At 69.7% G+C, this 12,913-nt stretch carries 11 protein-coding genes and 1 rRNA gene; 11 read left to right on the top strand and 1 reads right to left on the bottom strand.

Annotation, left to right across the window (positions count from 1 at the left end):
* Nucleotide 1: 1 nt before the first annotated feature.
* The 8 genes from BLU09_RS34910 to BLU09_RS34875 are packed head-to-tail and all read left to right on the top strand — an operon-like array spanning nucleotide 2 to nucleotide 9,015.
* Nucleotides 2-1,786 carry an ABC transporter ATP-binding protein gene (locus tag BLU09_RS34910; protein ID WP_090495476.1) on the top strand — a complete coding sequence of 595 codons (1,785 nt, stop codon included), beginning with the start codon at nucleotides 2-4 and terminating at the stop codon, nucleotides 1,784-1,786.
* Between the two features lie 17 nt (nucleotides 1,787-1,803).
* On the top strand, nucleotides 1,804-2,952 hold the full coding sequence (locus tag BLU09_RS34905; protein WP_090495474.1) for a PHP domain-containing protein: 1,149 nt from the start codon (nucleotides 1,804-1,806) through the stop codon (nucleotides 2,950-2,952).
* A gap of 22 nt (nucleotides 2,953-2,974) precedes the next feature.
* Entirely contained in the window at nucleotides 2,975-4,258 is a 1,284-nt protein-coding gene (locus BLU09_RS34900; protein ID WP_090495471.1) for a 3-deoxy-D-manno-octulosonic acid transferase, read from the top strand.
* On the top strand, nucleotides 4,255-5,262 hold the full coding sequence (locus BLU09_RS34895; protein WP_090495469.1) for a glycosyltransferase family 4 protein: 1,008 nt from the start codon (nucleotides 4,255-4,257) through the stop codon (nucleotides 5,260-5,262). Before BLU09_RS34900 ends, BLU09_RS34895 begins: the two co-directional genes overlap by 4 nt.
* Before the next feature lie 4 nt (nucleotides 5,263-5,266).
* Nucleotides 5,267-6,295: a glycosyltransferase gene (locus BLU09_RS34890; protein WP_090495467.1), complete on the top strand. Its 1,029-nt coding sequence runs from the start codon at nucleotides 5,267-5,269 to the stop codon at nucleotides 6,293-6,295.
* Entirely contained in the window at nucleotides 6,292-7,485 is a 1,194-nt protein-coding gene (gene lpxK / locus BLU09_RS34885; protein WP_090495464.1) for a tetraacyldisaccharide 4'-kinase, read from the top strand. The genes BLU09_RS34890 and lpxK overlap by 4 nt, the downstream gene beginning before the upstream one ends.
* Before the next feature lie 31 nt (nucleotides 7,486-7,516).
* Nucleotides 7,517-8,530: a bifunctional heptose 7-phosphate kinase/heptose 1-phosphate adenyltransferase gene (locus BLU09_RS34880; RefSeq protein ID WP_244172297.1), complete on the top strand. Its 1,014-nt coding sequence runs from the start codon at nucleotides 7,517-7,519 to the stop codon at nucleotides 8,528-8,530.
* The gene (locus tag BLU09_RS34875) at nucleotides 8,527-9,015 is read left to right on the top strand and encodes an adenylyltransferase/cytidyltransferase family protein (RefSeq protein WP_090495461.1); all 489 of its coding nucleotides are present in this window, start codon (nucleotides 8,527-8,529) and stop codon (nucleotides 9,013-9,015) included. The genes BLU09_RS34880 and BLU09_RS34875 overlap by 4 nt, the downstream gene beginning before the upstream one ends.
* A 196-nt stretch (nucleotides 9,016-9,211) precedes the next feature.
* Here the strand turns inward: BLU09_RS34875 and BLU09_RS34865 are convergent, their stop codons facing one another.
* Entirely contained in the window at nucleotides 9,212-10,306 is a 1,095-nt protein-coding gene (locus BLU09_RS34865; protein WP_090495456.1) for a glycosyltransferase family 9 protein, read from the bottom strand.
* Nucleotides 10,307-10,390: 84 nt separating this feature from the next.
* Between BLU09_RS34865 and BLU09_RS34860 the strand changes: the two genes are divergently transcribed.
* From BLU09_RS34860 to BLU09_RS34850, 3 genes are all read left to right on the top strand, one after another.
* Nucleotides 10,391-11,269 carry a YicC/YloC family endoribonuclease gene (locus BLU09_RS34860; protein ID WP_090495453.1) on the top strand — a complete coding sequence of 293 codons (879 nt, stop codon included), beginning with the start codon at nucleotides 10,391-10,393 and terminating at the stop codon, nucleotides 11,267-11,269.
* The gene (gene gmk, locus BLU09_RS34855; protein WP_011554692.1) at nucleotides 11,266-11,895 is read left to right on the top strand and encodes a guanylate kinase; all 630 of its coding nucleotides are present in this window, start codon (nucleotides 11,266-11,268) and stop codon (nucleotides 11,893-11,895) included. Before BLU09_RS34860 ends, gmk begins: the two co-directional genes overlap by 4 nt.
* Nucleotides 11,896-12,768: 873 nt before the next feature.
* Nucleotides 12,769-12,913, top strand: a 16S ribosomal RNA gene (locus BLU09_RS34850); the annotation flags it as partial.

Raw genomic sequence — 12,913 nt, 5'->3', positions numbered from 1 at the left:
GATGCAGACGGTTCTCTGGCGGCTGCTGCGCTATGCGCGCCCGCATTTCGGTGTGCTCCTGCTGGCCTTCGTCGGCATGGCGGCGGTGGGGCTGACGACAGGCGCGTATGCGTACCTCACGGGCCCGGCGCTGCGCTTCCTGCTGTCGGGCGGTGAAGAAGGCTTCGCCAGCGCGCAGCGCGTGCCCTGGCTGGCGGACCTGCCCCGCGAGGCGGCCCTGTGGGGCTTCCCGCTGGTGATGGTCATCGTCGGCGCGGCGAAGGGCGTGGGGTACCTGGCGCAGTTCTACTTCATGGGCCTGTTCGCGCAGCGCGTGGTGAAGGACCTGCGGCGCGACCTGTTCCAGCGCCTCACCGCGCTGTCGCCCGCCCAGCTCGCGCGTGAGCGGATGGGCGACCTGCTCAGCCGCTTCTCCTCGGACGTCAGCGCCGTGGAAGCGGCGGCCATGTACACGGTGGGCTCGTACCTGCGCGACAGCCTCCAGGTCATCATCCTGGCGAGCGTGGCACTGGCGATGAGCCCGATGCTGGGCGGCCTCATGTTGCTGGTGATTCCGCTGGCGGCGCTGCCAGCCTCGAAGCTGACGCGCAAGGTGCTCAAGCGCACGCGGGAAGGTCAGACGCAGCTCGGCAACCTGGCGGGGCAGCTCCACGAAGGGCTGGGCGGTCTGCGCACCATCCAGGCCTTCAACGGGCAGGCGGCGGAGCTGGCTCGCTTCTCCGCCTTCGCGAAGGCGCACGAGAAGGCGGTGGTGAGCGCGGCGTGGGCGCGCGGCGCGGTGCCGGGGCTGATGGAGGTGCTGGCCGCGGCGGCCTTGGCGGGCGCACTGGCGTATGCGGCGAGCGCGCGGCTGATGGAGCCGGAGGCGCTGCTCTCGCTGCTGACGGCGGTCATCCTGGTGTACCAGCCGGTGAAGGACCTGGGCCGGGTGACGCAGTTCGCGGTGCAGGCGGGCGCGGCGGGTGAGCGGCTCTTCGCGCTGCTCGACATGAAGCACCCGGTGGAGGACGCGCCGGACGCGGTGCCCGCGCCCACCCTGTCGCGGAGCATCCAGTTCGAGGGCGTGCGCTTCGCCTATGGAGACCGGCCCGCGCTGGACGGCCTGACGCTGGAGCTGAAGGCGGGGCAGGTGACGGCACTGGTGGGGGGCAGCGGCGGAGGCAAGAGCACGGTGACATCGCTGCTGCTGCGCTTCGAGCGGCCACAGAAGGGCCAGCTCCTCCTGGATGGGGTGGATGCGGACCGGTACACGGCCACGAGTGTCCGGGCCCAGTTCGCGCTGGTGACGCAGGAGCCGCTGCTGTTCCACGGCACGGTGCTGGACAACCTGCGCTACGCGAGGCCGGACGCCACGCGGGAAGAGGTGGAGGCCGCGGCGAAGGTGGCGCACGCGGATGGCTTCATCCGGGCACTGCCCGAAGGCTATGACACGCGCATCGGCGAGCGGGGCGTGTCGCTCAGTGGAGGCCAGCGGCAGCGGTTGTGCATCGCCCGCGCGGTGCTGGCGCAGGCCCCCGTGCTGGTGCTGGACGAAGCGACCAGCAGCCTCGACCCGGAGAGCGAGCGCGAAGTGCAGGCGGCGCTGGCGGCGGTCCTTCCGGGCCGCACGGCGCTGGTGATTGCGCACCGGCTGTCCACGGTGGTGAACGCGGACGTCCTCAACGTGATGGAGGCGGGGCGCGTCGTCGAGAGTGGCTCGCACGCGGAGTTGCTCCAGCGAGGCGGGCGGTATGCGGCGCTGTGGAGGATGCAGACGGAGGGCTCCTCGGAGCGAGGCGCGGCGTGAGCGGATTGAGGGTAGCGGTGGGGAAGGGGCTCCGGGCCGTCCTGGGGTTGGTGCTGCTGGTCCTGGCGTACGTGGGCTTCTTCGCGCTCTCGGCGTCCATGGCGCGGTACCCCGTGGTGCTCCCGAAGGACGATGCACCCCGGTGGGCGAGAGGGGCCTTCCACGTCCACACCACGCGTTCGGATGGGCGAGGCACGCCGGAAGCGGTGGCGGCGGCGGCGAAGGCGGCGGGCCTGGACTTCGTGGTGCTCACCGACCACAACGACTTCGCGCTCCGAGCGCCCGCTTACGTCCAGGGCGTGCTGTTGGTGCCCGGCGTGGAGATTTCGACGTCGGATGGGCACCTCGTGGCGTTCGGCATGTCGCGCCCGCTGGAGGGCATGCGCGCGTGGATGCCGCCGGGCGACGCGGTGCGCGCCGTAGCGGCGGCGGGAGGCACGGCGGTGCTGGCCCACCCCGTCCAGATGCGGAACCCCTGGAAGGACGAGGCGAGCGCGAAGGCGGTCCCCGGCTTCGAGCTGTACTCGGCGGACACCTTCTTCCGGCACGCGGTGAGCAATCCGGTGAGCCGCCTGGCGCCCGCGGTGGGGGCCTCGCTGACCAACCCGATGCATGGCGTGATGTTGCTCGTCGTGCCGGAGCCGGAGCCCACGGCCCGCTTCCTGGCGTTGTCGAGTGAGCGGCCGCGCGTGGCGTTCTGCGCACATGACGCACACGGCCTGCCGCCGTACCGAGCCGTATTCGAATCCCTGGCCATGTACCTGCCACCGGAGCAGGTGCCCTTCCCGTTGCCCCCGGACGCGAAGGAAGCGGCGGAGCAGGTCAGCCGGGCCCTGGGCGGTGGTCAGTCCCTGTGTGCCTTCCGCGCGCTGGGGGAGCCTGGGGGCTTCGCATTGGAGGGCCTGGACGGTGTGCGGCGTGAAGCGCATGTGGGCGACACGCTGAAGGTCCGGCTCCCGGGGCATCCCGACGCGGAGTCGGTGCAGGTGCGGGTGTGGGGAAGCGCCCGCCTGGGGGCGGACGGCCGGTCCGTCGAGCTGACCGAGCCGGGGGTGGCGCAGGTGGAAGTGTGGGTGCGGGCGCCCGGGCGCTTCTTCGGGACGGAATGGCGGCCCTGGTTGGTGCCCAGCCCCGTGCGCGTGCTGCCCCCGGGGCCGGGCATCTGATAGACGGCGCGACCAGCCGCCCATGCGCGTTCTCTACGTCCTCGCCACCTACCTGCTCTTCGCAGTCCTGTTCCCGGTGCTCGCACTGCACCGGAAGACGCGCCATGGGCTGATGGAGCGCTTGGGCTTCTATGGCCCGAACAGCCACCTGCCTCCCGGGGACGGGCCCATCCTCTGGCTGCATGGCGCGAGCGCCGGGGACCTGCTGGCCCTCTCGCCGATGTTCGGCCCGCTGCGGGCTCGTTTTCCGGGCTGCCGCCTGTTGCTGTCGACCATGACGGACAGCGGCTACGCGATGGCGAAGGGCCGGCTGGCCAACGACATCGACGGGGTCATCTACGTGCCCTACGACCTCTGGGGCGCGACGCGGCGAGCGGTCCGGGCCATCCGCCCGGACGTACTGGTGCTGGAGTACACCGAAATCTGGCCCAACCTCATCCGCGCGGCGAAGCGGGGTGGGGCGCGAGTGGTGATGACGAACGGGCGCTTTTCGCCCGCGAACGTCGGGAAGTACCAGACGCTGTTCCGCCTCATCGGCAACCCGCTGCGGGATTTGGACCTCCTCCTCATGCGCGAGGAGGACGAAGCCGTCCGTGCGCGGCAGCTCGGGGCCAGGCCGGACTGGGTGAAGGTGACGGGGAACACGAAGTTCGATGCGCTCGCCGCGGGCCCGGTACCCGAGGACGAGAACCTTCGCACGGCGCTGGGCCTGACGCCGGGCGAGCGGGTCTGGATTGCCGGAAGCACCCATGAGGGCGAGGAAGCCCAGCTCCTGGGGGTGTACGCGCGACTGCGCGAGCGGTGGCCGGACCTTCGGTTGGTGATTGCCCCCAGGTACGTGGACCGGGCGGCGCGAATCGTGACGCTCGCGCGCGAGGCGGGACTGAGCGTGGGGCTGCGCTCGCAGGGCAATCCGGAGCGAGGGCAGGTCGTGGTGCTGGACACCATCGGCGAGCTGTCGAAGGCCTACCGGCTGGCGACGGTGGTGTTCGTCGGTGGCTCGTTCACGACGCGCGGCGGGCAGAACATCCTGGAGCCCGCGGGGCAGGGGAAGCCGGTGCTCTACGGACCGCACATGGACAACTTCCGGGACAGCGTGGCGTTGCTGACGGGGCAGGGTGGGCTCCAGGTTCAGGACGCCGCGGCCTTGGAGCAGGCGCTCGTGTCGCTGCTCGAGTCACCGGAGCGGCTCGCGAACCTGGGCGCCCAGGCGCTGGAGACGGTGGGCCGGATTTCGGGCGCCAGTGAAAGGAACGCGGAGGCGATGACGACGTTGTTTCCGCACGGGAGGCCGGACCCGCGATGACGCTCATCGTCCATCCGCATTTCCACCACCGCTACACGGGCGTGACGCGCCACGTGGAGACGGTGGTACCCGCGCTCGTCCGGGATTCAGGTTCGGAGACGCGCGTCATCGGCTCGGGCTTGAGTGAGGGGCTGCCCAGAATCACCTGGCCGGAGCTGCTCCGTCGGCTGCGCCGCGAGCCCGTGGTGTGGCATGCGCACCGGAACAACGAGCTCCTGGTGGGCATGCTGCTGAAGCTGCTGGGCCGAGAGGTCCGCCTCGTCTTCACCCGGCACACCTCGATGACGCCCAGCGGCTTCACCCGCTTCATCGCGAGGGGCGCGGATGCGCTCGTCTCGTTGACGAAGCAGGTCGCGGACGTCATCGCGCTGCCGTCCACGGTCGTCTCTCACGGCATCGACCTGACGCGCTTCCACCCGCCCGAGGACCGGGACGCGGCGTGGCGCAAGCTCGGCCTGGGCGGGCGTTACGGCATCGGCGTCATCGGACGCATCCGGAAGGAGAAGGGGCAGGGGGACTTCGTGCAGGCCATCCGCCCGCTCCTGCCCACGCACCCCGACTGGCAACCCGTGCTGGTCGGGCTCGCGAAGGGGCCGGACCTGGATTGGCTGAATCAGCAGATGGCGGGCATCGAGGACCGCATCGCGTTGCCCGGCGAGCAGTCCGTCATCGAGCCCTGGTATCAGGGGCTGAGCATCCTGGTGCACCCCTCGTATGCGGAGGGCTATTCGCTGGTGCACGTGGAGGCCATGGCCTCGGGCTGCTGCGTGGTGGCCTCGAAGCTGCCGTACCTGGACACGCTCATCGAGCACGGCCGCACGGGCTTCTTCTTCGAACCCGGAGACGTCCAGGGACTGCGCGAGCTGCTGGACATGCTGATGCGAGAGCCCGAGCGCGCCAGGCAGATAGGCCAGAACGCGGCAGAGGAGGCCCGGCGTCGGTGTGGCGTGGAGCACGAGGCGCGAGCCCTGGCCGACGTGTACCGGGCGACCGTGGAGCGCTGACCGGATGCGAATCCTCCACCTGCTCGCGAGTCCCTTCTACAGCGGCCCGGCCGAGAACGTGGCGCTCCTGGCCCAGGCGCAGCGCGCCGCGGGACACGACGTCACGGTGGCGGTGGACCGCCGGCGCAAGGAGGTGCTGGCCGAGGAGCCCGCGGCTCCGCGCTTCGAGGAGCTCGGTCTTCTGGACGAAGGGGGCTTGGAGCTGTCCGTGAAGTCCCCGCCGTGGCGGATGTGGCGCGACCTGCGCCGCTTGAAGGCGCGGACGGTGGACGTGGTGCACTCGCACTTCAGTCATGACCACCTGCTGGCCAGGTGGGGACGGCCTTCAGGCGCCATCCTGGTGCGCTCGCTGCACGCCCCGCGCTCATTGCGCTCCTCGCTCCCGGCCGCGGACGCCTACACGGTCCCCGCGAGCGCACTGCTCCCCCGCCTGTTGGAGAAGGGCGCGACGGCCCAGGTGCTGCCAGCCCTGGTGGACGCCCGGTTCCAGCCGGCGCCGGACGCACGGTCGCTGCGAGCAGCGCTCGGGCTCGATGGCACCCCCGTCATCGGAATGGTCTCCACGTTCCAGCCTTCACGCCGTCACGCGGTGGGGGTGGACGCCTTTGCCCTGTATCGGAAGCAGCGGCCCGAGGCGCGTTTGGTGTTCGTGGGGGACGGCGGCCTGCTGGAGCAGACGCGCAGACAGGTCCAGGACCTGGGACTGGCGGATGCCGTGACGTTCGCGGGCTACCAACAGGGGGACGCCTTCGCGCGGTGGCTGCGAGCGCTGGATGAGGTCTGGCTGCTCGGCCTGGGCAATGACTGGAGCGCCCGCGCGGCGGCCCAGGCCCGTGCGTGTGGCGTCCGCGTGGTGGCGGTGGATGAAGGCGCCTTGCCGGACCTGGCGGACGTGCGGGTGGAGAGACCGACGCCGGACGCCGTGGTCGCCGCGGCGCTGTCCGACCAGCGGGCGCCCGTGCGGCACCCGACGAACGAGCAGATTGCCGCGGAGGTCCTCGCGCTCTACGCGCGAGCGAGGCGCACCCCGTGACGTCCCCGGATGCCCCCACCGCCATCGAGCGGGTGTTCTACCCGCCATCGCCGGAGCCCTGGGGCCGCCGCGCCCTGCTGTCGCCGCTCACGTTGCTGTCGTGGACGTACGCGGCCGCGGTGCATGTGCGGGGAGCGCTCTTCGACGCGGGACTGCTGCGCGCGGAGCGGGTGGAGGGGCTCAAGGTCATCTCCGTGGGCAACGTCAACGTGGGGGGCACGGGCAAGACGCCCGCGGTGCTCCATCTGGCGGAGCAGTTGGTCCAAGCGGGCCGGAAGGTGGGCATCCTGACGCGCGGTTATGGCCGCGCCTCGCGTGAGCAGCTGACCTTCATCGGGACGGAGCCGCTTCCTTCGTCGGAGCTCGCGGGCGATGAGCCGCTCCTGCTGGCGCGTCGCTGTCCCCAGGTCCGGCTCTTCGTGGGCTCGGACCGAGTCGCGAGTGCCTACCGTGCGCGGGACGAGTTCAGCCTGGACACGGTGCTGCTGGACGATGGGTTCCAGCACCGCCGCCTCGCGCGAGACGAGGACTTCGTGGTCGTGGATGAGTCGGTGGGGCTGGGCAACGGCCACATGCTTCCCCGGGGGCCGCTGCGCGAGCCCCCTTCGTCACTCCGCCGCGCGACGCTTTTCTGGCTGAGGACACCCGCCACGGCTTCGGATGCTGCTCTGCTCCCGGTCACGAGGCCCGAGGACACGCGCACGCCCGCATCCACCACGCATCAGCTGGTGCCGACAGAAGCGCGGTCGGAGCGTTTCTCCGACACGCTCGGCGGGTGGTTGCCCTCGAGCCCGGAGATTCCCAGGGTGAGGACTCGCTATCGGCCCACGGCCTGGGTGGACCCGGAGGGCAACCTTCATCCCGTGACGGCGCTCACGGGACAGCCCGTGTTCGCGCTTGCGGGCCTTGCCCGGCCGGGGGGATTCCTGAAGACCCTGCAGTCGCTCGGGACGGACGTGCGCGACGCCGCGTTGTTTCCGGACCACCACCGCTTCACCGCGGACGAGCTGCGCGACGTCCAGACGCGAGCGGCGCGGCAGGGGGCCCGGGTGGTGACGACGGAAAAGGACGCAGTGCGTCTGCCTCAGGGCTTCGAGGCCTGGGTGGTCCGCCTGGGGGTCGAGGTTCTGGAGGGCGAGTCCCATCTGCGGCGGGCGCTCGGGCTGGAGGATGCACCGCGCGGCTTGTGAGGTGGGGGCGCCTGTGGGACAAACCGCCGCCATGGCCGCAGTCTCGCCCGTTCGTTCGATGCCGTCGCTCGCCCGCCTGCCGCACGCGTTTGCCCGCCGCAAGGTGTTGCTGGTGGGCGACCTCGTTGCTGACCACTACATCTATGGACAGACGGACCGGGTGAGCCGGGAGGCGCCCGTGCTCATCGTCCGCTACGAGTCCGCGGAGGTGAAGCTCGGAGGAGGCGCCAACGTGGCGGCCAACGTGCGAGCCCTGTCCGGTCAGGTCTCCGCGGTCGGCGCGCTGGGGCAGGACGAGATGGGCAAGGAGCTGCGCCGCCTCTGTGCCGAGTCCGGCATCCAACTGGACGCGGTGAGCGGCCGCGGCGTCGAGACGGAGACGAAGACGCGCATCCTGGCCGGTGGGGTGAGCACCACGCGGCAGCAGATGTTGCGGTTGGACCGAGGCCAGCGAGGCGCGCTCCCCCCGAAGATGCGCAAGGCGCTGGCGCGGCAGGTCGAAGCCTCCGCCCAGGACGCGGACGCGGTGGTGGTGTCCGACTACGGCGCGGGTGTGCTGGGGGACGAGGTGCGCGATGTGCTGCGTCGCCTGGCCGCGGACGGCATGCCCGTGTGTGTGGACAGCCGCTATGCCCTGTCATCTTTCTCGGGGCTCACGGTCTGCAAGCCCAACGAGCCGGAGCTGGAGGCGCTCGCGGGGCGGCCCGTGCGGACCCAGGAGGACATGCTGGAGGCGGGGCACGCCGCGTTGAAGCGACTGGCGTGCCGCGCGCTCCTGGTGACGCGAGGCCGCCATGGCATGGCACTCTTCGATGCGGACGGGGGCGTGGACCTCATCCCCGTCCATGGCGCGAAGGCGGCGGTGGATGTGACGGGCGCGGGAGACACCGTGATTGCGACGTTTGCCCTGGCGCTCGCCGCGAAGGCCTCGCTCGGCGATGCGGCGCGGCTGGCGAACGTGGCGGGCTCGTTGGTGGTGCAGAAGCCGGGCACCGCGACGGTGTCTCGCGATGAACTGCTCGAAGAGCTTCGGAGCGCGAGATGAGCACCCTCGAGAAAATCCAATCGCTCGCGAAGGTGGCGGAGGAGCGTGAGCGCTGGCGGGCTGAAGGGCGCACGGTGGCGCTGGCCAATGGCGTCTTCGACCTGCTGCACGTCGGGCATGTCCGGTACCTGGAAGGGGCGCGGGCCCTGGCGGATGTCCTCGTGGTGGCGGTGAACTCGGACGCTTCCACCCGGGCCTACAAGGGCCCCGGCCGGCCCTACATCCCCGAGGGCGAGCGGGCGGAGCTCGTCGCGGCGCTGGCCTGCACGGACCGGGTCATCGTCTTCGACGAGTCCAACGTTCGCGTCATCATCCGGGCGTTGAAGCCGGACGTGCACGTGAAGGGCACGGACTACACCCCGGACAGCATCCCCGAGGCCGACGAGGTTCGCGCCTATGGTGGGCGGACAGCCGTCTCAGGAGACCCGAAGGACCACAGCACCACGGACCTGGCCCGGCGGCTGGGCCGTGAGGGGGCGGGGTAGCCGGTGGCATTCATTGCAGAAGAGGTGTGGGCCGTCCTGGGCTGCCCTCACTGCAAGGCCCCCCTTCAGGCGCAGGAGGCTCAAAGCCGGGTCACCTGCGCGCCGTGCCGCCTGAGCTGGCCCGTGGAAGCGGGAGTCCCCAGGCTGGCCCCCGAACACGCGGTGGCGGAGCCTCCTGTGTCCGGGACGTGAAGCCTCAGGAGGAGAGGTTCGCCGCGAACGCCCGGACCTCTTCGGCGGCCCGCTCCTCCAAGCCCTGACCGCCTGCACCATCGACCAGAGGGGTGAGGTCCACCATGCGGTGGGGGGCGTACGCATGGCCCCAGCGCTCCATGTCCATCCGCAGGAAGAAGGCCAGCGTGGGGGCACCCACCGCGACGGACAGGTGCATGGGCCCCGTGTTGTTGCAGAGGGTGAAGCCGGCCGCGCGCATCAGGGCGGCCAGTTCGTCCAGGTTGCTCGCGGGCGCGAGCTCGGCGCCAGGGGCTGCCTCCACCACCCCTCGTGCCAACGCTTCTTCCCCGGGACCCCAGGTGACGATGGGGGTACGCCCCAGCGCCACCAGTGCCCGAGCCGCGGCGGCGAAGGCCGCGGGTGGAATCCGCCGAGGTCCCAACCGCCCACCGGGGTTGATGACCGCGAAGGGCTTCCCGGCCAGGGCGTCCAGATAGGCGCGGATGGTGGGGCCCACGGAGGGCTCGCGGAAGGACAAACCACGCGCCACTGCGCCGTTCGTGAGCGGGGTCAACAGGTGCGTGCGTTGAACGGCTTCGTTCCGCGTGTCCGTGCGAGCGGGGACGGGCAGGGAGTGCAGGCGGGACACCGGCCAGAGGTCTGGACCGATGACGACGGCCTCGGGGCCCGCGAGCCGGGACACGAGCGCGCTCGTGACGGAGGGCGACTCCCAGTTGGCGCAGTCGACCACGACGTCATACCGGGCACGTCGCAGCGCGGCGATGCCGGGTGCCAGGGGGCCCATCCAGATTCTGCGCCGGTCGAAGGGAATGATGACGTCCGCGTCCGGGTGGCCGTTCAGGACTCGAGCGACCTTCGCGTGCACCAGAACGTGGACCTCGGGCGCGGATGGGAGGTGCGCCTTGAGGGTCCGCATCAACGGCGTGGTGAGGAGCGCCTCGCCCACGCGGTTGTCGGGCCGCACGAGCAGCACCTTGCGAGGACCAGGAAGTGGGGTGCCAGGACGCCGCCGGCGGCCCGGGCGCCACAGCAGGGCGGACGCCACGAGCGCCAGTGCCAGCTTCGCCCATAATTCGAGCCGCTTGTGCCAGGACATCTCGCGGCGGGACCCTACACAGAACTGGGGGCGGTGCAAGCGCGCGGCTTGACCTCGGCCCCGAAAGCCCCTAGCAACCGCCCAATGTTGAAGAGCATGACGGGGTTTGGCGCGGGCCGCGCGCGCGTGGGGGACGAAGAAGTCTCCGTGGAGCTGCGCTCGCTCAACCACAAGTTCTGTGAAGTGAAGGTTCGCCTTCCCCGGGAGCTGTCGTCCCAGGAACCACTGGTGTCCAAGCAGGTGAAGGACCGGCTTGCCCGAGGCTCGGTGGAGCTGCTGGTGAAGCGGCAGGCCCCCACCGCCTCGGGAACGGTCCCCACCGTGGACCTCGGATTGGCGCGGGAGTACGTGCGCGCGTTCCGGGAGCTGGCCAGCGAGCTGGGCCTGCCGGGAGACGTCGCCTGGTCGCAGGTGGCGAACCAGCCCGGCGTGGTGCGTCTGGAAGAGAAGGGCGTGGAGCTGGACTCCGCCTCCCAGGCGCTCCAGGCGGCGCTGGACCAGGCGCTCACGGCGCTGGAGAAGATGCGCCAGGTCGAGGGCGAGGCCATCTACGCCGACCTGGATGCCCGGGTGAAGCTGCTGGAAGGGTGGAGCAAGGAGGTGGCCCAGCTCGCTCCGAAGGCGGTGCAGGAGTACCAGCAGCGGCTCACCGACCGGATTGCCGAGCTCGCGAGCGGCGTCGCGGTGGACCCGCAGCGGCTGGCCCAGGAAGTGGCGCTCTTCGCCGAGCGCACGGACATCGCCGAGGAGGTTACCCGCCTGTCGAGCCACCTGGAGCAGTTCCGGGCTCTCATGGCCAGCAACGAGCCCGCTGGCCGCCGAATGGATTTCCTCGTGCAGGAGATGCACCGCGAGGTGAACACGACCGGCTCCAAGAGCCAGCACGCCGAGATTTCCGTACGCGTGGTGGCGATGAAGGCCGAGGTCGAGCGCATCCGCGAACAGGTGCAGAACGTCGAATGAACGCGAATACCGTGCTCCCACCTGGCTTGTTGCTCGTGCTCTCCGCTCCTTCCGGGGCGGGGAAGACCACCCTCGCGCACCGGCTCCTCAAGGAGACGCCGGATGCGGTGTTCTCCATCAGCGTCACCACCCGAAGGCCTCGGGGGAAGGAGCGCGAGGGGGTCGATTACAACTTCGTCGACGTCGCGACCTTCCAGTCGAAGATCGAGCGCGGCGAGTTTGTGGAGTGGGCGGAGGTCTATGGCCACTTCTATGGAAGCCCCCAGTCGGTGGTGGATGAGGCGCGCGCCCGCAAGAGCGCTGCCATCTTCGACATCGACGTGCAGGGCGGGCAGGCCATCAAGCGCAAGCACCCGGATGCAGTGACCATCTTCGTGCTGCCACCGTCCATGGAAGAGTTGGAGCGCCGCCTGAGGGATCGTCAGACGGACTCCGATGAGACCATCCGGCGCCGGATGCTGGCGGCTCGCTCCGAGATCGAGCGGGGGATCGCTTCCTACGACTACGTGGTCGTGAATGACGACTTCGAGCGTGCGTTCAGTGACCTGCGCTCGGTGGTGGTGGCCGAACGTTGCCGGCGCGAGCGTGTGGACGTGTCGAAGCTGGGCCTGGGAATCGGCGGCTGACCACCGCGGCGGAAGTGCTCAGAATCAAACTTCTTGCGCAGTCCGATCTCTTGGTGGATAAGCGGCCACACCTCGCCGCGTTGCGCGGGCGTCACACAGGCGTCCGTCGGGTGGCGGTTACTCACATGTCCCGTCTCCATCGGGAGCGGAATCAGGTGTGTGAGTGTTTGGGTTCTCTGAATGGCATTCAGATAAGACCGCGGACCTGGTCCGAGTTCCTCGTGAATGAGGGTGCTCGCCGGGTTCGGAGCGTTTGAAAAAGCTCGATGAGCGGTCGACCGAAAGGTGCAGTAGGCCAACGGGCGGGTGGTAGGGGAGCAGGCAGGAGTGAGACGCTCCAGTGGTTGACAGGAAGCGCGGCGGTGATAGAAGCCGCGCCCCTCGCAAAGAAGCCCGCGCACTGGCGCGGAAGGTACTTCGAGCGAGTCAGTGCGAAAATATGGAATACGGCGGTCAACGCAGTAGGTTGACAGGAGACGCGGCAGTGGTAGAAGCCGCGCCCCTCCGGAAGAAAGCAGCGGAAGCCACTGGGCGGCGCTGAAGACTCCGGAAGCCAGCAGGACGGCGAAAAAAGCAGCTTGATAAAAGACGCCGAACTGAATAGAAGCTGACGCCCCGCCGGACGAAAAGACGGCGAGGCAGCAACGAAGAAGACGGTAGCAAAAAGTCGCTGGCGAGACAAGCGACTCGCTCTTTGAAAACCAAATAGCAAGCCCAAGAAGAAGCTAGATTGCGGAAACCGCAGTCAATTTCTTAAGACGGTGCCAGCCAGGTCGCGCTGCGAAGCGCAGCCGGCAGCACTGTAACGAATCAGCGAGTTTCAGGTTCCTTAGCCGGGCCTGAGACTGACGCCGGTTCAAATCTTCAAAAATTCAATTGGAGAGTTTGATCCTGGCTCAGAACGAACGCTGGCGGCGTGCCTAACACATGCAAGTCGAGCGCGAATAGGGGCAACCCTTAGTAGAGCGGCGCACGGGTGCGTAACACGTGGATAATCTGCCTGAGTGCTCGGGATAAC

The organism is Myxococcus virescens (genome assembly GCF_900101905.1).
GTDB classification, from domain to species: Bacteria; Myxococcota; Myxococcia; order Myxococcales; family Myxococcaceae; genus Myxococcus; species Myxococcus virescens.
This window is presented reverse-complemented; position numbering and strand designations above follow the sequence as displayed.